The organism is Wolbachia pipientis (assembly GCF_001752665.1).
Taxonomy (GTDB): domain Bacteria; phylum Pseudomonadota; class Alphaproteobacteria; order Rickettsiales; family Anaplasmataceae; genus Wolbachia; species Wolbachia pipientis_A.
This window is the reverse complement of record NZ_MJMG01000005.1, coordinates 61,929-84,469: the sequence shown is the minus strand read 5'-3', so window position 1 is coordinate 84,469 and position 22,541 is coordinate 61,929. Positions and strand designations below refer to the sequence as shown.

The 22,541-nt window shown below is 34.2% G+C and carries 14 protein-coding genes and 1 pseudogene; 4 read left to right on the top strand and 11 right to left on the bottom strand.

Features of this window, described 5'->3' with window-relative positions:
• Window positions 1-199 precede the first annotated feature (199 nt).
• The 3 genes and pseudogenes from BIY23_RS02500 to BIY23_RS02490 all read right to left on the bottom strand — a co-directional run bounded on the left by BIY23_RS02500 (window position 200) and on the right by BIY23_RS02490 (window position 2,204).
• Window positions 200-418, bottom strand: coding sequence for a hypothetical protein (locus BIY23_RS02500; protein WP_070064988.1), 219 nt, complete (start codon window positions 416-418; stop codon window positions 200-202).
• A 951-nt stretch (window positions 419-1,369) separates the two neighbouring features.
• Window positions 1,370-1,477, bottom strand: a pseudogene (locus tag BIY23_RS04920) (PD-(D/E)XK nuclease family transposase); the annotation flags it as partial.
• Between the two features lie 73 nt (window positions 1,478-1,550).
• Entirely contained in the window at window positions 1,551-2,204 is a 654-nt protein-coding gene (locus BIY23_RS02490; protein ID WP_070064986.1) for a hypothetical protein, read from the bottom strand.
• An 80-nt stretch (window positions 2,205-2,284) separates the two neighbouring features.
• On the opposite strand from BIY23_RS02490, the gene BIY23_RS02485 reads away from it, so the two are divergent.
• The 4 genes from BIY23_RS02485 to hemB all read left to right on the top strand — a co-directional run bounded on the left by BIY23_RS02485 (window position 2,285) and on the right by hemB (window position 6,790).
• Window positions 2,285-3,463, top strand: a complete 1,179-nt coding sequence (locus tag BIY23_RS02485; protein ID WP_070064985.1) for a PQQ-binding-like beta-propeller repeat protein — start codon at window positions 2,285-2,287, stop codon at window positions 3,461-3,463.
• Entirely contained in the window at window positions 3,447-4,811 is a 1,365-nt protein-coding gene (lpdA, locus tag BIY23_RS02480; RefSeq protein ID WP_070064984.1) for a dihydrolipoyl dehydrogenase, read from the top strand. The genes BIY23_RS02485 and lpdA overlap by 17 nt, the downstream gene beginning before the upstream one ends.
• A 2-nt stretch (window positions 4,812-4,813) precedes the next feature.
• Window positions 4,814-5,728 (top strand): tyrosine-type recombinase/integrase, encoded by a 915-nt coding sequence (locus tag BIY23_RS02475; RefSeq protein WP_070064983.1) that lies wholly within the window; start codon window positions 4,814-4,816, stop codon window positions 5,726-5,728.
• Window positions 5,729-5,800: 72 nt separating this feature from the next.
• Entirely contained in the window at window positions 5,801-6,790 is a 990-nt protein-coding gene (hemB, locus tag BIY23_RS02470; protein ID WP_070064982.1) for a porphobilinogen synthase, read from the top strand.
• Here the strand turns inward: hemB and BIY23_RS02465 are convergent.
• The 8 genes from BIY23_RS02465 to rpoC form a co-directional block, all read right to left on the bottom strand.
• Complete coding sequence (locus BIY23_RS02465; RefSeq protein WP_070064981.1) at window positions 6,780-8,033, bottom strand: hypothetical protein; 1,254 nt, start codon at window positions 8,031-8,033, stop codon at window positions 6,780-6,782. The genes hemB and BIY23_RS02465 overlap by 11 nt on opposite strands.
• 1 nt (window position 8,034) lies before the next feature.
• On the bottom strand, window positions 8,035-8,313 hold the full coding sequence (locus tag BIY23_RS02460) for a hypothetical protein (protein ID WP_070064980.1): 279 nt from the start codon (window positions 8,311-8,313) through the stop codon (window positions 8,035-8,037).
• A gap of 84 nt (window positions 8,314-8,397) precedes the next feature.
• Window positions 8,398-9,375 (bottom strand): hypothetical protein, encoded by a 978-nt coding sequence (locus BIY23_RS02455; RefSeq protein WP_148115215.1) that lies wholly within the window; start codon window positions 9,373-9,375, stop codon window positions 8,398-8,400.
• Window positions 9,376-9,516: 141 nt separating this feature from the next.
• Window positions 9,517-9,768, bottom strand: coding sequence for a hypothetical protein (locus BIY23_RS05095; protein WP_148115214.1), 252 nt, complete (start codon window positions 9,766-9,768; stop codon window positions 9,517-9,519).
• The gene (locus tag BIY23_RS02450) at window positions 9,719-10,054 is read right to left on the bottom strand and encodes a hypothetical protein (protein WP_070064978.1); all 336 of its coding nucleotides are present in this window, start codon (window positions 10,052-10,054) and stop codon (window positions 9,719-9,721) included. The genes BIY23_RS05095 and BIY23_RS02450 overlap by 50 nt, the downstream gene beginning before the upstream one ends.
• Window positions 10,055-10,329: 275 nt before the next feature.
• Window positions 10,330-12,501 (bottom strand): hypothetical protein, encoded by a 2,172-nt coding sequence (locus BIY23_RS02445; protein ID WP_148115213.1) that lies wholly within the window; start codon window positions 12,499-12,501, stop codon window positions 10,330-10,332.
• Window positions 12,502-12,516: 15 nt separating this feature from the next.
• Window positions 12,517-12,888 (bottom strand): hypothetical protein, encoded by a 372-nt coding sequence (locus tag BIY23_RS02440; protein ID WP_186820144.1) that lies wholly within the window; start codon window positions 12,886-12,888, stop codon window positions 12,517-12,519.
• 1,345 nt (window positions 12,889-14,233) lie between these two features.
• Window positions 14,234-22,483 (bottom strand): DNA-directed RNA polymerase subunit beta', encoded by an 8,250-nt coding sequence (gene rpoC / locus BIY23_RS05620; protein ID WP_081326528.1) that lies wholly within the window; start codon window positions 22,481-22,483, stop codon window positions 14,234-14,236.
• Window positions 22,484-22,541: the final 58 nt, after the last annotated feature.

The following is a 22,541-nucleotide window of genomic DNA, read 5'->3' as shown; positions in this document are numbered from 1 at the left end:
CACCATCCAAGCTATGCTATATCTCGAGACATATGCTTGGGAACAAATGCTTTTAATTTTGTCGGCCCAAAAATATATTAATTTGTCTGCTAAATAAAATTTATTCTAGAGACCGGACAGATGGTTCGGTCGGTTAATCGGAATAACCGGTTTAATCGAAAAAAAACTGGTTAAATAATCTTTTAGTCCTGTCTCTAATTTATTCCAATGTGATTTGAGGAACAACTTTAAATCCATGAAGACCTTTGAACAACTCTAGCAATTCGGGCACCATCCAGCCCAGTGAAAGTGCGGCATAAATCATCAATCGGAAAGAACGAATGTCAAAATGGGGATCCTCTTCTTCGTGGATGACAAATTGCTCCTGGCCCTTCTCATTCCATTGGCCAAAGAAGAAATTGCGAAAATAGGTGGCCACGCTGGCCAGACCCTATTCAAATATATGTATTATTTTTTTTTTATTTGGTATTTACTTTGCGGTTTTCTTATTTTTCATTATATGGCAGTAAATAATCCCAAATTAAAAAAAATCAATCTGGGCATTAAATCCTTAATCAAAAATGCATTAAATTATTGCACATGTCCTTAAAGAAGACAACATGAATTGTTAAAAGCAAATGTGAGAAGTGGCAATATCCAGTTTATTTCTGTATATTTTTAATACACAAACATGCTTGTTGACGGCCACCAATTTTGTTGTCCCATTGGCCAACTTCACTTCAATATTCGTGTCCAATTCGAACATTCTTAAAATTAATTTTTCTCCGGATTAGTAATTACACGAAAAATTCCCTTCTTGTCCGCAACTCACTTTGATTGCACTCCTGCTGATGATAATTGCACTTCAGCAGCTAACAAAATTGGGCAACTTTTGGGAAAGTCAATTTGTCCGACGAGCACGGAATAGTTGCCGTAAAAAGCGTAGATGGGACCGATTGTTTTGATGTGCCTCATTTCTGCACTCTCTTCCATTGAATACAGTGTGATTTTGGCATTGCAAAACCAGAAATGCCCGGTGCATTTTTCATTGCAATTCGCATACAACACATAATTGTCGTCATCATTTGCCTTGCACAACTTCAATTGCCTAAAAAATATCTTTATTTATTTATGATTATACAATGTAAACAATAACATTTCCCTTGGGATATTTTTTTTGCAACTAAAGATTTTCCCTAAAACTCTGAAACGCCAAACTAGTGTCTTTAATTAAGCCTAGGCTCACAAATTAGTACTAGGATTAAGCGTATATGTAGAAAGACTAAGCTAGTTAGGTCTATGGTTAAGCTTCGGGTCCCATACAATGTGAAACAAAAACTTGTATTTTTATTTTTCTTACAAAAAGAACCATTNTGAGGGCATCATTAAGTAATATGTCATTGAGAAAGTGGATGAGTATATCCTTATTTTTCTCTGTACCAAAAACACGTTTGAATGCAATGTCGTTTTTAATATCAAAGAATTTAAATAGGGTCATAATAATACTCATAGATTATTCACTTCATTGTATACTATAAATGAAGAATATTCAACTACTTATATATAAAATTTTAATAAGGAATAGATAAGCCTTTTTGCCGATCTGTATTTCTACTTTCTTCCACCTGCTTCGCAAAAGATGTATCATGTGACTTGGCTATTTCATGCACAATAGTACTCACTGCTGTAAGAAAAGCTTTGAACATTGTGCTTAATAATCCATGTGTAGCTTTTCTACCATACAGCTTTGCATGTTCTGCATTACTCTCTGCACTTTCTCCAGCTCTCTTTCTAGGATCCATTCTATGAGCAATAACTGAAAATAGTACTTTCTTTATAGAAGATTTTATCTGTTTTTTTGTTTCATCCATATCTTTACTTGTCGTAATCGTTTCTTTGATTTCTTTTTCCCTTTCCTTTTGTTGCTGATCCAAAATAATTTCTTTAACCATTCTTTTTTTTCTCTTTTCCTTGACTCTATGTATAGCGTCTGGAATGTGTTTCATAGTCTCGAGTTCTACGCTGATATCTTCTTGTGTTGCTTGACTATATAAAGTTTCTATCAGTCTATCTATACTACGTTTTACTTGCATTACTCTTTCATAGCTATCTATCTTATCAACTCCCTCATCAATCTGATCTAAAAGTTCTTGCAAAAGGTATAAATAGTTTTGCTTTTCATCTTCTGTAAATTGATTGAGTTTGAATAGATCAACCTTATTCATGATTTTTAAACTTACTATAAGGTAGAATAATTAAATTAGTATGAATTTTCATATTGTGGTTGATATCCTTAGTCTATATAATGAATAGTGATTTTAAGAGATTTATGCAATTTATTGTTGTTTTAATTGCTTTACTTTTCACCATTCATTATGATGTTGATGCAGTAGGCAACTCTCCATGCAACCTATTAAAAGGTATTGATCAAAAACTCTTCCAAGGTCGTGCACCACTTGTTATAAAATATAATGAAAAAAGTATAATGCTTGATAGAACGGGAATATTGCACTACTATAATAAAAAATTATCAAGATTAGGAGAAATAGATTTATCCGTTAATCATAAAAAGATTAGTAGAACTGGTCTTACCTCAGGCAGTGATTCTACAGCAATAAGTTATACTGCAATACTGGATAATGTGTTGTATGCAATACAAGATGTAGAAAATACAGGCAGGGTTCAATGGAAAAAAGAATTTAGAGCTCCAATCAAAGGAGCTTCTAATGTATTTAATTCCAAACTAGCAGTGTTAACTGCCGACAATTACATGTATATGCTAGATGCCACAAATGGTGAATTACTTTGGTCATATTACAATGGCAGTCATGATATAAGACTCACCGGTCTTTATACGGTAATGAGCTCACATTCTGCATCGCCTTTCTTAACCTCCAAAGATGATATTGGAATTGTAATAGTGCCATTTCTCAATGGGGAATTAAAAGCTTTTGATGAACGTGGAAAAATATTATGGTCTTATAAATTATCTGTAGATCATATAAATACTCCATTTACAGATATTGCAAGTCTAACACCTGGTTTCACAGATAATATAGTAGTCGCAAACAAATCTGGAATTGCTGTAATTAATATTACATCAGGAAATCTTATATGGTCACAACCTCTTCAGGTCCAGAGTATAAATATAGACTATAAACAGGGTTGGCTTAACGTAGTGACTGAAGATGATAGGATTCTAGGAATCGATAAGCATAATGGAGAAATAAAATTTGAAACTAAGTTAGCAATACGTAATGGCAAATACACTATGCTTATGCCTTGCAGTGATGTGATATGTGTCATAAGCAATAAGGGAGTAGTGTTTGTGCTTGATTCATATTCTGGTAATGTGATGAAAGTTATAAATGTTACAAAAGGTGTTTATTATAAGGCTTTCTCTTCATACGATGAGTTAAAAGCATCTTTTGCATTCGTAACTGGTAGAGGTGATATATATTTTTGTGATGTCGAGTATAGATAAGCAACAATACGATGTAGTCGTTATAGGTGGGGGTCCTGGTGGCTACAAGTGCTCCATCACTGCAGCCAAGCTTGGCTTGAAAGTAGCATGTATAGATAAAAATGCAATATTTGGCGGTACATGCTTGCGTGTGGGATGTATACCTTCAAAAGCACTATTGCATATCTCTCATGAATATACTAAGGCAAAAAATGACCTGTTAAAATTTGGTATCAATATTACAGGTATAAATTTTGATTTACAGCAAATGCTAAATTACACAAATGCCAGAGTAGAAGAATTAGGCAATGGTATAGACTACTTATTTAATCTTTTTAAGGTTACTAAAATCCATGGAATAGGAAAAATTCATTCCTGCAAACCAGGTAATTTAGAAGTTTTAGTGAATGACAATATATTAAAAACAAAAAATATAGTAATTGCTACTGGTTCTGAAGCCAGTGCTTTACCAGGCATTGATATTGATGAACAAAAGATTCTTTCTTCCACAGGTGCTCTATCTTTAACTGAAATACCAAAAAAAATGGTAGTAATCGGAGCTGGTGCAATAGGGCTTGAAATGTCTTCCTTATGGAGCAGATTAGGCACAGATGTTACTGTAGTAGAGTTTTCCAATAGAATTGCTGCATCAGTGGATAGTGAATTAAGTAATGCATTACTAATTAGCTTGCAAAAACAGGGAATTAAATTTCTACTCAACACTAAAGTTGAAGAAATAGGACAAAACAGTGTGCAAATCAGTGCAGGCAATATAGAAGCAGATAAAATTTTAGTAGCTATAGGACGTACACCAAATTATGAAATTAATGATAAAATAATAAAAAACAATCGTGGTTTTATAGAAGTGAATTCAAAATATGAAACAAATATAAAGGGAATATTTGCCATTGGCGACGTCATTGGCGGAATAATGCTTGCTCATAAAGCAGAGGAGGAAGGAATAGCTGTAGCAGAAGTTATCTCAGGACAATCACCCCATGTTGATTATGAAATCATACCATCAGTCATCTATACATATCCTGCAGTATCTTCCGTAGGCAAAACTGAAGAAGAACTTAAAGATGCTAACCGTAAGTACAAAGTTGGTAAATGCCAATTTGCAGCTAATGGAAGAGCAAAAATTACTGATATTGCTGAAGGATTTGTTAAAGTGTTAGTTTGCAGCGTAACAGATACTATTCTAGGTGTACATATTATTGGAGCATATGCTGATACACTTATCAATGAAGCAGCAGTAGCAATGGCATATGGTGCAGCAGCTGAGGATATATATAGAATTTGTCACTCGCATCCCGACATCAATGAAGCTTTTCGTGATGCATGTATAGATGCTTTCTTTAAAAAATAACTGTGGAGCTCAGTTCTGTAATAAGTACATGGTATAACTGGTTAAAGTTTCATAGGTCTTATTCAGTTAATACTTTAGAATCTTATATGAGAGATACAAAGGATCTAATTAATTTTCTTGGGATGCATATTGGTGAAGAGGTCACCATTGAAACTCTTTCTAAATTAAGTATACCAGAATTAAGAAGCTGGCTTAGTTTCCGTTATACAAGAGGAGTAAACGCCAGATCTAATCTTAGGGCATTATCAGTAATAAGGAATTTTTTTACATATTTAAATAATAATTATAGTATAGATAATAAAGCTGTATTTTCCCTATCTAGGCCAGTACGACGGAAAACTTTGCCTAAAGCACTTTCAATATATGACATAAAGACTTTATTAGACGGAATGAAATTATCTAATTTTGGTGAACCTTGGATTATTAAGAGAGATATTGCAATTATCATATTACTTTATGGCACTGGGCTGAGAATTAGTGAAGCACTCAGTATAAAAGCAAATGATATCAATAATGATGAGCTTATAATCTCAGGTAAAGGAAGTAGACAGAGGCAAGTATTTATTTTGCCAGTAGTAAAAAAGTATATACAAGAATACGCTAAATCTTGTCCTTATCTTAGTACAGACGGTCCACTCTTTTTAGGTGCAAGGGGAAAAAAATTAGGCAGAACTTATTTTGCAAATCGTCTACAAAAAATCAGAAGAATCTTAAATTTACCAGAAATTTTATCTCCTCATGCACTGCGTCATAGCTTTGCTACTCATCTATTACATAAAGATGTCGATATTAGGTCAATACAGCAATTATTAGGTCATATAAATCTAGAAACCACAGAAATTTATACACATCTAAACTATAATGAAATTTTTGAAATGTATAAAAATTTCCAGAAAACCCATAAATCAAACTCTTGAATAAAAGAAATTTGACATCAAGCTAAAAAAAGTTAAAATATGTTAATCTTTTATCTTACATTTTTCACTTAAGTGTTTACCTTTCCCAGCACAAGATTAAGGCGTAGACGTTCAAGTCAGTGGATTCGTAATTTAACAAGCGAAATTAGTTTATCAGTAAATGATTTAGTACTACCACTATTTGTGCATAATAACGAGGGAACAATTATACCAATCCCTGAATTACCTGATATTAAGTGCTACTCTATTAATGCATTAATATCAATAATTAAAGAAGCAAAAGCTTTAGGCATTAATGCAGTAGGAATTTTCCCTGTAATAGATGAAACTTTAAAATCTGAAAATGCCGCAGAAGCTTATAATCCAGATAATTTAATTTGTAAAGCAGTACATACTGTAAAATCAGCAGTACCAGATATTGGAATCATTGCAGATGTTGCACTGGACCCATATACTACCCATGGCCATGATGGCATTTTACAAGACAATCAAATTAAAAATGATAAGACTATTTTAATAGTATGCAAACAGGCAATTGCTTTAGCAAAAGCAGGGTGTGATATGGTTGCACCTTCCGATATGATGGATGGACGCATAGGAAAAATTCGCAATGCATTAGATAGTCAAAATTTTCATGACGTCTCAATATTATCTTATGCTGTTAAATACTGTTCCAGTTTTTATGCACCATTTAGAAAAATAGTCGGTTCATCACAAGACCACAATATAGATAAGAGTAGCTACCACATGGATTATAGGAATATACGTGAAGCAATTTCTGAGATAGAAATGGATATAAACGAAGGTGCAGATTTTATTATGATCAAGCCAGGCATGCCATATCTTGATATCATTAAAACAGCAACTGGTAGATTTAATTTTCCAATCTTTGCTTATCAAGTAAGCGGAGAGTACGCAATGATCAAAGCTGCAGCAAACAGCCGTTTACTTAATTACGATAAAACAATTTATGAATCCTTGATCAGCTTTAAACGTGCAGGCGCAAGTGCAATTTTCACTTACGCTGCACTCGATGTTGCAAGGAACCTTATTACAGTATAGAACACCAGTTCTCTTGAGCTTGAGCTCGAGGTTGAGTTACATAAGACGAAGGTGTACTACCAGATGTTTCATCAGATATTGATAAACGTACAAACTTGACATGCACATCGTCAGTTGAACTAGCACCTATAGTAGATTGTGTTTCTTTGTGTGAAGTGCCTGGGCTTCCAAAACCACTATCATTTACACTTTGGTCCATATTAACACATTGAGCACGATATTCCTTAACTTGCTCACTCCTCCTTACAATAGCACGAGTAGGCTCTAGCATTGGCCCATCATTCTGCATTACAGAATACCTAATAAAAATCCTCACAAAAGTAGACATACCAGCAATTTTATCAATACAAGGTACTCCATCATGTATACCGTCTGTCAATGCAGACCGTTTCACATATCTAATATCCAAATAATTTATCAAATCCAGTTCCTTATCTATCAAACCAAGATCCTCAAGTGCATAACGAATAATACGTAGCTCATCTGCATTTATATATCTTGTGTTATTTATTAATGGTATAAGAAGATCATAACCATTTGTACCCTTGCTGTATCTAGCTTGACACAAGTCGCTGATTCGTATTCCTGTTAACAAATATATAAATTTGCAAAACTCACCCATATATTTCTCACTACGCGCTGTAAAAGCAGCAAGCATTTTATTCCCACACAAATTTTGCGTAAAGTCTATAGTAAAGAAATCCTTAATATAAAACTCATTACCATTAATAGTGGCACATACATCATCACTTGTAAGTGAATTATCATACATATGTGCTTCTTGATAAACTGCTTTTTTATATTCTCTTGCTATGTTATTATTAGCACACTTTATGCGCATGATATGCTCGTTCGTGGGAAAAGAGTGTATGTCCTCTTGCAACTCTACTTCAATAGATTTTACAAACGCATGTGCCATTATAGATTTTAAATTGTGTAATACTTTTGCACTATATGGTATCTTAAATTGATTATTATTGATAATACACTCATTAAAATCAATAAACGGGAAATGACCAAAGTTAAAAGATTGACCCCCTCCTTTTGCATAATAACATTCAATATGTCTTGGCCCTATTCTATTTAAGAAACTAATAAGTTTAGGAATGTTTGTCTCTAGAGAAAGATCCATAACAATATTACCATCTTCATATTTAAAGTTAGTAATATTATTACCAACTATAGTATTTTCAGCGTTAAACGCATCCAACAATAAATATAGCTTTTCTCGTTCTGTGATCATCTTATATCCCTATTTCATTAGAATTTTTTGAACATTGCAATTTTCGAACATTACAATCAGTTAACTCTCTTGTTACACTACCACATCTTATTATATTATAAAAATAATTGTTCAATCTTTTAGCAAGATTATCATAAGAGTTTTGGTGTACAATGTACAAAATATCTTGACCAAGAAGATCGTAATTCACATAGTCTCCTCCTAACATTTCTCCACATTTAGGTTCAGGATGTAATACTATTGCTCTTAGCCTTTCTTTATAATCTCTCATATTAATCATAATACTCCTCTAACAAATTAGAGGAAATTAATACATTTAAAATAAATTATTGTCAATATTTTATTATCATATATCCGTAGCAAATTATTTCTCAGTGTATCGTCCATTATTATGCTTTTCATGACTAACTTCTGTTAAATTCCTATCAGGATCTATGGTCGACGAACATAAACTTGTATGATTAGATGAACCGTTGCATGCTGGTTGATTAGTTTGCCATTCAGACTCTATGTCATCATATTTTTTATTTTTTAAATCAGAATTCATCAACGGTTGACTAGCCCCAATCAGCATTAAGCCTCTTATTATAAGAGGTGCCATAATTGCCATTATTTTAAACAAATCAATAGAATTAATAGAAACTGGTACATACATAATATTATGATCTACACTCTTTTTCTCTGTTTCTGCTTTTTGTGCCTTATCTTTTTCTATATCTATTCCTTTTGCCATTCCCAGACTTTCCAATTTAGACCCATATTTTGTTACATTATTACTTACTATATCAGCTATTCCCCTTTGTATAATTGCTGCACTTCCTGCGCTCAAGCTTCTTAAGCCAGTAGTAACTTCGTCAGCTACATCAACCACTTTTTGTAACACTCTAACCCTTTCCAGAATCTTAGACTTTTCTTGCTCAGATAACTCATTATCTCCCAATTTATCCTTTAAATCCTCTATCTCCTGCTCTAAACTTTTTTTCAATGATAATAACTTACTAAGCAACTCTTTTAACTTTTTTAACCATAGGAATAACCATTTTTTTATAGGCTTGCTACTATATTTATCAAGTGTACTGTCTAACAATGCTTCGTTTTGCAATAACTCTTCATAACCATCTAAAAACCATTCCGTATCATCTAATAATTCTTCCTTCTTTTTTGCTAAAAACTCTTCTGCTAAAGCAACACCCTGCTCTTCTAAAATACACTCTTTTGCAAATTCATCAGCTTTCTTTTGGTATTCTTGTAATGCGGCTTGTTCAATTAACTCTGCTTCTCTGATTTTCCCACAATACCTACTACTATCACTTGTATCATTTTCGTCCGAAATATAAGCCACTATTTGCATCAATATTCAAAACTATAAATAGTATATAGTCTTAATAAAAAAAATTAAATCTTTTTAAATTACATAACAAAAACAAGGCTAAAAAGTTTTTTATGCACTTTACTCATTTCCTCTTCAATGCCTTCTAATCTATTACATAGTTAGACCATATTTTTTATCAAGCTTAGACACTTCAGCATTTTCTAAAATAGTATCTACAGCTGTATCCATATCACTCAAAACCATACCATATATTTTACACTCATTAGGATCTTTTACCTCACCATTCACAACACAAAATGCTCTATCGATAGCTTGTACCTCGTACCATTTTGTATACCTTAAATCTCCTGTGCTATCTTCTATGACTGGTACTAGAATACACGAGACTCCACAAAACACCATATTTCTCCTTATCATAGTTATCTCTAAAAACATGATAATGACTAATTTTTAGGCCTGTAGAAAGCGAGATAAACTGAGTAAGTAAACCCTTAAATTCTTTAACAGTGCTATACTGTTGCTCATATATACGATTCGTCATACCAAACGCAATGTTTTTTGCAACACTCTCAATAAATTTAACATCATAAAAAACATCTTTTTTAATGTATACTCTTCTACCATCACGAAATACAATATCAGAACTATCTAATTCACTTCTTGCATGATCTGAAGAACAATAAAACATATTTATCCGATCAACAAATTGTTCATCAAATCTCTCTGCTGTATCAGAAGTGGCAAATTCACAGCCCGCAATATATACACCACTGTCTGCAGCATCCGAGTCAAGATCAATCTCTATATCCCTTATTACCGCATGCGCTAAATGCGACGCCAGATTGGAAATGACTTTGGATACTTCTGGGATTCTAGAGTAAAACCTATAATTCCATATTAATTTGCTATATTTTTAGTAATATGAACAACCCCGATCGGGGTTGTTCATATACAGACTAAAAGCTAATCCCTCCGTGATGATTGCTGCTGCGGCCTAATACATGATGGTAATATACTCTGTAGATAGCTTCTTATGCCGCTTCTTTTCTGTTTATCATCCTCAGAGTTGTTGCTCTTTTTAGATCCACTCATAGGTGAATCACGTTTTGTTTGTGGTGAACTCTGGCTACTACTATTCTGGGATGACTCCGTAATATCCGTAATAGATGAATTGCGTCTTGTTTGTGGTGAACTCTGGCTACTACTATTCTGGGATGACTCTGTAATAATTGACAATAAGCGTTGTGTACCACTCATACCATTTATCGGATGATCCATATCTTGACTTCCACGGCTGCTGCTTGTCTTACAGGATGGATCATCCCTACTACTCTGAGATAGTGATCTCAACCATGGCTGCGCAATTGGAAATGGGCCTACTATATCATCCTTTGATATCTTCTTTTCAACACGCTGCTGCTTCCCACTTAAACCTCCACTGCTGCTGCTTGTATTATCACTGCATGTTGAAGTGTTAATAAGATTACTACTTGATGTTGAAGTATTAGTGAAATTACTACTAGTGTTAGTAAGATTACTACTTGATAAACTACTGTCTTTATCTGGACTACCATAACCGCTACTACTTGGACTACTACCAAATTGTTGAGAAGGTACATTTAAATAGTCAGAAGACTTTTTATCAATATTTATACCACTATCTTGTACGGGTGGAAATTTAGGAGATAAACTTGTTTTAAGAAAAAGATTTGCGCTAAACATAGCATCTGGACATGGCGATAGAGGTCGTGGTATAGAATGTTTATTCCTTTGGCTAGATAGAGGTATAGTCATACGATGCCTATCATTCTTTTTCAAATTTTCCAAGTACCATTCTTGTAGGTCTGTTGGCTGATTACTCTGTGTACATTGTGGGGCTTGAGATTCGCTTACTTGTTCCTCTTGCATCTTTTTTCTTATTCTCACTACATTTTGTATAAACAGTTCCTTTAAATGCGGAGCATTAGGATCAATAGTTAGACCATATTTTTTATCAAGCTTAGATACTTCAGCATTTTCTAAAACAGTATCTATCAAATAATAAGCTGTATTCATATTGCTCAAAACCATACCATATATTTTATCACACTCATTTAGCAGCTCTTGTGAAACTGGCTGAGCATGGCCTTTTACATCAGATACAATAGGATCTTTTACCTCACCATTCACACCACGAAATGCTCTGTTGATAGCATCTGCCTCGTACAATTTTGTATATCTTAAATCTCCTGTACTATCCTGTATGACTGGTACTAGAATACACGAGTTCTCACTCCAAACACCATGTTCATCCTTATCATCGTCATCTCTAAAAACATGATAATGACTAATTTTTAGGCCTGTAGAAAGTGAGATAAACTGAGTAAGTAAACCCTTAAATTCTTTAACAGTGTCACATTCTTGCATATACATATGACGTGTCGTCTCATGCGCAATGTTTTTTGCAACACTCTCAACAAATTCAACATCATGAAAAACACCTTTTTTAATGTATACTCTTCTACCATCATGAGATACAATATCAGAACTATCCCATTCACTTCTTGCATGATCTGAAGAACAATAAAATGTATTTATCCGATCAACAAATTGTCTAGCAAACTCCTTTGCTATATCAGAAGTGGCAAATTCACAGCCCGCAATATATGTACCACTGTCTGCAGTATCTACTACTGCAGTATCACAGTCGAAATCATAATCAATTTCTATCCCCCTTATTACCGCATGCGCTAAATGCGACTCCAGATTGGGAATGACTGTGGATACTGGAATTTTAGAGTAAAACCTATCATTATTACCATCATATGGATTTGCAACTTTTTTATTCATATTAGTTTTTTTATCAATATTAACTTCTTGATCAAAATTAAAAGGAAAATGCCGATAATCAAAAAATTTTGATATTCTTGTATGTTCACTCTTATGAAACAGCCTATCTATTCCTAAAGCAACTTCTTGAAGATAAGCAGCACATTGCTCTTTACGCTCTATATTTTCACCAAATAGATTTGTAATAAAAAATCTATTATTTAATTTCTCTTGCTTAAAATTAGTAAACATATCATTTAAATTAAGATTATTAATCCTGAAAGCTTTTATTAACGCATCACAAAGTGCTATATTTTCTGTCATCATTACTCTATACCTCCACTACTGTCTACTTGTACTTGGTTCATGCTTTATACTTTGTCCCTGCTCAGCCTTAACAATGTTACTGATCTTTATGCCCCGCAATCGGTTCATTAGTGTCTCAGGACGTACTGGCTCACCATATTTATCTAATGCTCCTTTAAGTCTCTGACTACAGTACTCAATACACATATGTCCAATACTTTCATTTGAATATCCTTCTCGTTGCATTTTATGTAGTATATCTAAATTCTTCTTATGTCCAATCGTTTCAAATAACTTAGCATAAGCTTCTACCAGAGTTTTCCATGGATCTTCCATATTCTCTGGTATTCGACCACAATCATGTAACCATTCATCCTGTCTCTTATTATCATGCGCATTATGCCTCATATCACCCTCCATAAAATTTATATTAAACATTATATAATATTTATATTAAAAACATATTATTATTACAATCATTTTTTACGCCCCCATACATTGCATAGTTCTGGGATTATCTACTTGTTGTGCAATTACATCATTAATACTAGTATTAGGTTGAGAATTATTTTTGTTAACATTATGTTGTTGATCATTAAATGCCTTTTTTCTGATAGCCCTCTTAAAATTACCTATGCACTTCTCGCTATTGTGTGTTGGTGCTTCACTGTTGTGTACCTGATTAGGAGAACTCGCATAATTATTAACACTTGCATCATCAACCTTTTGCTCTTCCGTTTTCTTCTGCTTGCTTATTGTATTAGCCTGCTCATTTTCTGTTGCAGGTTGCTTGACCTTTGATGGATTACTCAATGCCATATAATCTAAATAGTCAATATGCTTTGATAAATCTGCCACTGACTTCATAACATCCGGTATTAATGCTAGTGGAATAGGCTCGTCAGCAAGTTTCCTAAAAATTGACTCTACCAGTGCATTTTCTTCACATTTTCGTTTAAACGTTTCTTCTTTTATTTTATCTTCAGTGGTATGGTTTTCCACCTCTTTTTCTTTGCCAAAATTTCTTTCATAAGCTTCTTGCGCTTTTGCTCTTATTTCTCTTATAATCTCTGCACTTCTCGCTATAGCTTTATTAAATCCTATAAAATTGGCTAGTATACCAATTATTAAACCTATAGCAGTGACTTTATACAGCTTGATTTCCTGCAACACTTTNNGTCTCTTCATAATTTCAGATCTTTCTTCCGCAGATAAATCGTTACTTTCTAACTTTTTCTGTAACTCTGCTATTTCCAGATCTAATCTATCTTCCCATGATAGCCGTTTATTCAGAAGCTTTCTCAATAGTGAAAACAACCAACCTTTTTCTTTTTGTTCATTAACAACGAGTTTGAACATGCATTCAAAAACACTGCAAATTCTTTCCAATAATTCCTGATATAAATCGTGTATATTATTTTCATCAGCAAATGATTCAATTGAATCGAGTAAAGAAGAAAAATCCTCATATACTTCCTCGTATATCTCCTCTTCTAAAGAGATACCTTCTGCTTCCTTTAATAATTTTTCTTTTGCAAATTCACCAGCTTTATTCTTAGAATCTTGTACTGCTTTTTGCTCGGCGATGTCTTCTATTCTAATCTTTGCATGAAACATACTACTGTCATCATCGCTTAGATTATCATTACTGTTGTGAGCTACAAGATATCTGCTCATAATTACCCCACTGAGAAATCCATATGTCTAATTATCAACATAAAATCTTTCATAATTATTAATAGAGTATCTATTTTTAAGCTTCGTTTTTACATAATGCTTTTTCATCATAAAATTCCACATCAAAATAATCCTTATAATTATCACGCAATGCAAGAGATCTAATTTTATTCATAATTAAACCCGTACCAGCAGGAATTAATCGTCCTACTATAACATTTTCTTTTAAACCAACTAAAGTATCCTCCTTGCCACAAAATGCCGCTTCTGTCAATACTTTAGTTGTCTCTTGGAAAGATGCAGCAGAAATAAAGGAGTTAGTTTCAAGGCTTGCCCTAGTAATCCCTTGTAGAATAGGAAGATACTGCGCAGGACGTTTGCCTGAATTAACCATGGCATCATTTTCTTGATCAATCTCTAATTTATCAATGTTCTCACCAATGAGATACATAGTATCACCAGGATCAGTAATTTCTACTTTCTGTAACATTTGCTTTAATATTACTTCCAAATGTTTATTGTCTATACGCACACCCTGCAACCTATAAACTTGTTGTACCTCAGAGATCATATAATGTGCTAGTGCTTCTAATCCCATAACTCGTAAAATATCATGGAGATCAGGATCACCATCCATTAATAGGTCACCCTTACGCACAAAATCACCCTCATTAACTATAATATGTTTATTTCTAGATACAAGATACTCTACAGGAGGAACCTGATTATCTATAGGCTGGATCAATATACTGCGTTTTCCTCGACGATCCTTTTCTGAAAATACTACATTACCATCTACTTCACTAACAATCGCATGCTCCTTAGGACGACGCGCTTCAAAGAGTTCTATCACTCTAGGTAATCCACCAGTAATATCACGCGTTTTCACAGACTCTCTAGGCGTTCTCGTGATCACCTCACCAGCATAAACTTTTTGCCCATCTTGTACATTCAACACTGCACCTATCGGTATGAAATAACATGCCTCAACACCGCTAGCCAGTGTAATTACTTCACCTTTATCATCCAGTAATACAATTCTAGGACGTAGATTAGCTCCACTGGAATGCAACTTCCAATCTTTTACTACTTTACTTGATATTCCTGTTGATTCATCCATTACCTCAGCCACAGAAACACCATCTTTTAAGTCCTGATAAAGCACAGTACCTGTCTTTTCCGTAATAATAGGTAATGTGTAAGGATCCCATTCTGCAACTTGATCACCAATTTTTACTAAATCTCCTTCATCTACATAAAGTTTTGCACCATAAGGCACACTATGCCTTAATTTTTCACTTCCAGCACTGTCAACTAGCACTACTTCACAAGAACGACTGATTACAATTTTATTGCCATTCTTATCTGCTATATAATTGCTATTGCTTAATTTGATCTTGGCATTAGTTGAAGCCAGAATACTGGATGATTCCACGCCTCTCGTTACTACTCCCCCTATGTGGAAGGTACGCATAGTCAATTGTGTACCAGGCTCTCCAACAGATTGTGCAGCTATTACACCTACTGCTTCACCTATAGACACAATCTTACCAGTTGCAAGGTCTCGTCCATAACATAAAGAACATACACCTGGACTCACTTTACAAGTTAAAGCCGACCTAATTTTAATAGCATCGACTCCAGCAACATTAATTTGTTTTACTTTTTCCTCATCAATGAGCTCACCAGCACCTATTAATAGTTCTTTGGTCATTGGATGATGTATATCGTTCGCAGCTACCCTACCAAGCACCAAACTTTCTAGCGACGCAATGATAGTCCCTCCTTCCACTACAGCTCTCACAACTAGACCATCTGATGTTTTGCAGTCATGGGTTATAACAATACAATTTTGTGAGACATCAACTAGACGGCGAGTTAAATATCCAGAATTTGCAGTCTTAAGAGCAGTATCGGCTAACCCTTTACGCGCACCATGCGTAGAGTTAAAGTACTCAAATACATTTAATCCTTCCCGGAAGTTAGATATTATCGGAGTTTCTATAATTTCACCAGAAGGCTTAGTCATTAAACCACGCATTCCGGATAACTGTTTCATCTGAGAAGTAGAACCCCTAGCACCTGAACTAACCATCATATAGACTGAGTTATACTTACTATCTTTATCATATACAGACATTGCTTTTAACATGTCATTAGCAATAGTATCTGTACATTTAGACCATTCATCTATAACCTTATTGTACCTTTCACTCCTAGTAATTAGTCCATCCTGGTACTGCATAGAAAATTTCTTAATTTCATTCGCTGCTTGCTCAACATGCATAGTTTTAGTGTCAGGTATAACCAAATCATGCCGTCCGAAAGAGATACCAGAAAATGTAGCATATTCAAAACCAAGCACCATCAATTTATCAGAAAATATCACCGTAGCACTTTGACCACAATTACGATAGACTAAATCTACCATATTAGTTATTTCCTTAACAGTTAATACTTGATTGACTGTATCAAAACCTAAATTTTCATGTTTAGGCAAAATTTGCCACAATATTAGACGTCCAGGAGTTGTAAGAATAACTTTATCACCCATTCTATATTTTATATTAGAATGGATATTTAAAACACCACTGTTTAAAGAATGCTCAACATCATAAAATGTACCTAAATATGGTAAATTATCGTCGTGATTTACTACTTCCTGCAAAGTAAGATAATATATCCCAAGCACTATATCCTTACTAGGCACTATAATCGGTCTACCATTAGAAGGGCTTAAAACATTACTAGTAGACATCATTAACACTCTAGTTTCAAGTTGAGCCTCTAATGAAATCGGTACGTGCACCGCCATCTGATCACCATCAAAATCCGCGTTAAATGCTGTACAAACAAGCGGATGTAATTGTATAGCTTTCCCTTCAATAAGTACAGGCTCAAAAGCTTGAATACCTAGCCTATGTAAAGTAGGTGCTCTATTTAATAGAACAGGATGCTCCTTTATTACTTCTTCCAGCATATCCCATACTTCTGGTTTTTCTGCCCTAATCAGTTTACTAGCAAACTTGATCGTAGGCGCTAGACCATACATCTTAAGTTTTGAGTAGACAAAAGGTTTAAATAACTCGAGAGCCATTCTCTTTGGCAACCCACATTGATGCAATTTTAAAGTTGGTCCGACAACAATTACAGATCGTCCTGAATAATCTACCCTCTTACCCAACAGATTTTGACGGAAACGTCCTTGTTTACCCTTAAGCATATCACTGATGGACTTTTTATATCCAACAGCACCTGCTTTATTTGGAAGAGCATTACGACGGCTGTTATCAAAAAGAGAATCAACTGCTTCCTGTAACATCCTCTTCTCATTACGAATCATAATTTCAGGAGGATTTAAACTTAATAATTTCCTGAGCCTATTATTACGATTGATAATAGTCCTATAATGATGATTTAAATCAGAAACTGCAGGGCGCCCACTTTCAAGCGATACTAAAGGACGTAAATCTGGAGGTAAAATAGGAATAGTCGTAAGTATCATCCATTCGGGCCTATTTCCAGATTTAATAAAATTTTCAACAATACGTAACCTTTTTATAATTTTCTTTCTCTTGATTTCAGACACAACAGATTCGAGCTCTAACCTCAAATTCCTTCTGATATCATGTAAATCTAGACGTGATAATAATTCCCTAATAGCTTCAACACCCTGCATCGCTATAAAGCCATCTTCTCCATATTCTGCTTTAGCCTCATAGTAAGCTTTCTCACTAATAATTTCACATTTCTCGAATGGAGCAACAAGAGGATCTATCACAACATAATGATCACTATATAAGATATTCTCGATATCCCTAAGAGACATATCTAATAACGCACCAATTCTTGATGGTAGAGATTTTAAGAACCATATATGTGCAACAGGGGAGACAAGATCTATATGCCCCATCCTTTCTCTTCTTACTTTAGAAGATGTAACTTCTACTCCACATTTTTCACATATACGGCCTCTATGCCTTCTCTTTTTGTATTTACCACATAAGCACTCATAATCATTTACAGGTCCAAAAACCTTAGGACAGAATAGCCCTCCTTTCTCAACCTTAAATGTACGATAATTTGCTGTTGATACATCCTTGATTTCCCCGTAAGACATAGAATGAATGCTTTCCGGATTGGCAATCGAAATACCAATTGTATCGAAAGGCTGCGCTATGCTATGATGAGTTATCTCCTGAATTGGTACACCATGCTGCTTTAAAACTACATTCAAGCATAAAGCACGTAATTCCTTTATCATTACATTGAATGATTCTGGAATACCACATTCAAAGTTACTATCACCTTTTATTATTGATTCATAGATCTTAATTCTACCATTAATATCATCAGATTTTACAGTTAACATTTCTTGTAATGTATATGCAGCACCATATGCTTGTAATGCCCAGCATTCCATTTCTCCAAAACGTTGACCACCAAAATGAGATTTTCCTCCCAAAGGTTGCTGTGTTACTAAACTGTAAGGACCTACTGACCGTGCATGAATTTTATCATCAACTAGATGATGTAATTTGAGCATGTACATGTATCCCACTGTAACTTTGCGATCAAATTTTTCACCCGTACGGCCATCATATAGCTCTATTTGTCCAGAACCATCTAAACCAGCAAGTTTAAAAAGTTCAGTTATCTGGTCATCTTTTGGCCCTTCAAATACAGGGGCTGATATAGGGACACCTTCACGTAATTTATGTGCAAATTTTGTTAGAGCATTATCATCCATATTACGAATGCTATTACAGATAGCAGCATTATTACCACAACTATAAATCTTAATTAGAAAATCACGCAAACTACTGTATAACTCATTTGTTCGCTCTTTTTCGTCTTGTGCATCCTCTCTTGATTGAGTAGCACATTTTATTCTATCTAAAATATCTGATACTCTCTCTCCTAATTTTTTACAAGCCCAACCTACATGACTCTCCAATATCTGTCCTACATTCATTCTTGAAGGCACACCCAATGGATTAAGAATAACATCAACAGGCGTACCATCCTCTAAATAAGGCATATCTTCCACAGGAACAACACGAGAAATCACACCCTTATTTCCATGTCTACCAGCCATTTTATCACCTGGCTGTAGACTATGTTTTACAGCTATAAAAACTTTAACTATTATAGATACACCTTGAGGTAAATCGTAGCCTTCATTTAATTTTTCTATCCTTCGTTTAAACTGTCTTACTGCATTTGATACTTTGTCATCAAAACTTTTTCTTAGATCTTTCACCTGTGGCACAATAGATGAATGTTTTAATCCTATGTTCCACCATTTTTCACGATCTATGGAATCAAGCTCTTTCCCTGGCTCGCAATTCATAATAAGTTTTTTTAATTCATCGTAAAAATGATCACTAGTAACATTAATTATGTAATCTCTCTCTTTCTCAAAATTATTGATCTCTTTCTGTTTAATTAATTTTGCCCTTTCAATCTCTTCCACACCTCTGCGCGTAAAGACTTGTACATCAATTACTGTACCTTCAACATCTGGAGAGGTATATAACGAAGAATCTGCACAATCGAATGACCTCTCACCAAAAATTGTCATCAATAACTTTGTTTCAGGAGGCAACGAGAGAGAAGGCTTAGGTGTCACCTTTCCTACAAGGATATAGCCTGGACCAACTCTAGTGCCAATTTTTACTATACCACTATCATCTAAATGATAGAGATTCTCTTCATTAACGTCAGGTACAGCACGTGTTACCTTCTCTGACCCTAAAGGAGTATCATGTACGGTACACTCAAATTCTTCTATATGAATAGAAGTGAACAAATCCTTCTTAACTGCTTCGCTAGACATGATAATGGAATCTTCGAAGTTATACCCTTGCCAAGACATAAATGCGACAAGTAAATTTTTTCCAAGCGCAAGCTCACCTATATTAATTGCCGAACCATCTGCTATTACATCATCTGCCTTCACATAATCGCCTACACGTACCACAGGTCTTTGGTTAATACAAGTATTATGATTAGAACGTTGAAACTTTTGTAAATGATAAATATCTACATCTAACATTTCTTCATCAAAAGCACGTATAACTATGGCATTACTATCAACACTATCAACAATACCATCACGCTTTGCTACAATTACCGCACCAGAACCACTAGCAGTAAATGACTCCATACCAGTAGCCACTAACGGAGCTGTAGGATGTAGTAAAGGCACAGCTTGACGCTGCATATTAGACCCCATCAATGCTCTATTAGCATCATCATTTTCTAAAAAAGGAATTAAAGCAGCTGCAACTGATATTATCTGTTTAGGTGATACGTCAATGTAACTTACTTGATCACTGTTGACCATTACAAAATTACCAGCGTGTCTACAATATAACATATCATCAATAAAGCAATTATTTTCATCAAGCTTTGCACTAGCATCAGCTATGTAATATAACCCTTCATCTATAGCAGATAAATACTCAACTTGGTCAGTAACTACCCTGTTAATTACTTTTCTATATGGACTTTCAATAAAACCATATTTATTAATGCGTGCATATATAGCTAAACTGTTGATCAATCCAATATTTTGCCCTTCAGGAGTTTCAATAGGACAAATTCTTCCATAATGAGTAGGATGCACATCCCGTACCTCAAACCCTGCGCGTTCTCTAGTTAATCCACCTGGGCCTAATGCTGATAATCTTCTCTTATGTGTTAATTCAGACAATGGATTGGTTTGATCCATAAACTGAGATAATTGAGAAGAATTAAAGAAATCCCTCAAAACATTAGTCAATACTTTTGGATTAACAAAGTCGGCTGGAGAAACTTTTTCAAGATTAGAAGTTGACATATAATCAACCATAACCCGTTCTAACTTGATTAATCCAGTCCGCAATTGATTTTCAATAAATTCTCCTACAGACCTTACCCTTCTATTTCCTAAATGATCAATATCATCTACTGAACCCTGTCCATCACGTAGTAATACTATTTTTTTAACAACTCCAATAATATCATCATGAGTTAAAACAGTTAAATCCTCATCATAATTTAAATTCAGGTAAGAATTTAGCTTCAACCTACCGATACTTGATAAATCATAATACTCTTGATTAAAGAAGAGATTGTGAAAAAAGTTCTCAACTATCTCTAACACTGGTACCTCACCAGGACGTAAAATTTTATATATTTCTTGTAGAGCATCCTGATAAGACATATCCTTTTCTAAGAAAAGCATATTCAATATGTAAGGCCCAACAGATAAATTATCTATATTCAATACAAAGATTTCACTTATAGATAAAAGTTGGATCTTCTTGAGATCATCAGGTTTTATAGGTTCACCAGCTGATAAAATCAAAGCAGAACTTTCATTATCTATTAAATCTTCTGCAAGAAATAGACCACATATAGAGTCAAAAGGTATGACATACTCATCTAACCCATCATCATAAAGCTTTTTAGCTAATCTTGATGTAATGCGTACGTTGGCTTTAAGTAATACATTACCATTTATATCTACTAAATCAAACGGAAGCCTAACTCCCTTAAACTTATCTGGAGTAAAAGGCACTTTCCACCCAGCTTGATATTGTACATATTTTATCTTTTGGTAAAATTTATTAATTATATCGTTGTTAGATAATTTTAATGCTTTTAACAAAACTGATATAGGAAGTTTTCTTTTCCTATCAATACGAAAATATAAATAATCTTTAACGTCAAACTCAATATCAAGCCAAGATCCCCTATAGGGAATGATTCGAGCCGAGTAAATTAGTTTACCAGAATTATATGTTTTCCCCTTGTCACTATCAAAAAATACACCTGGAGATCTATGCATCTGTGAAACCGTTACTTTTTCAACACCATTAATTATAAATGTACCTTTATCGGTCATTAATGGTAATTCGCAAATGCGAATGTCCTGTTCTTCTGTATATTTCACTGCTTTAGCAAAATCTTTAGATTCATCCTTAATTGATCTATACTCGTCCAAAGATACACCATCTTGCATAATCACAAGACGTAAAGAAGCAATAATATGCGCAGAAAAAGTAATACCACGTTTTATACATTCAGATTCATCATACTTAGGATAATCAATCCTACACCTTATAAATTCTATAGTCGCCCTATGTAAAGGATCATTTACTGGAAAAACAGCATGAAAAATAGATTCAAGCTTATTATTATCCTTATTGCCCGGAGTAAATGCACTATAAGATTCTTTTTGAACTTTTACTAAGTCCAACAAAGAGTCTTTGAGATCTATTGAACGAGCATAAGAAACTCTAGGAACGCAAATATTAGCACTACAAATATCAGTCATTAATTTCACCCAACGAAAAAAGAGTTATTCAAGATCCACTTTAATTACTACTGAAGAG